Source organism: Tamlana crocina (assembly GCF_012037625.1).
Genome location: NZ_JAAVJS010000492.1, coordinates 1 through 360, shown reverse-complemented (window position 1 = coordinate 360; position 360 = coordinate 1). Strand labels below are relative to the sequence as shown.

The 360-nt window shown below is 39.2% G+C and carries 1 protein-coding gene; it reads right to left on the bottom strand.

What is annotated here, in order from left to right:
- Positions 1 to 360: transposase (locus HC176_RS17745; protein WP_167920332.1), on the bottom strand; the 360-nt coding region annotated here is incomplete at both ends.

Sequence of the window (360 nt, the reverse complement as noted above, 5' to 3'; positions counted from 1 at the left end):
TTGATGAAAAAATTTCTTTAAATGGCCTTGTAAACGCTTTCCCCTAAAGTTATTGACCGTGTTGTGGTCCGGTTTGTTCTGCCCGCTGGGCCACATAAAATGGATGTTCTCATTTAGAGCTTGTTCTATTTTACGTGAAGAATACAAATTACGCAAGTAAGCATAGACAACAACCTTGAGCAACATGCGCGGATGATAGCTTGAGGTTCCGCCACCTTTATAGCTTTTTTCCAAAGCACTTATATCGACATGGTCAATAATTGTATTTACAATACGAACGGGATGATTGACGGGAACTAGATCATCATAACTGGGAGGTAAAAGACTTAGCTGGTCTTGATTGTAAGTCTTAAAAACTAC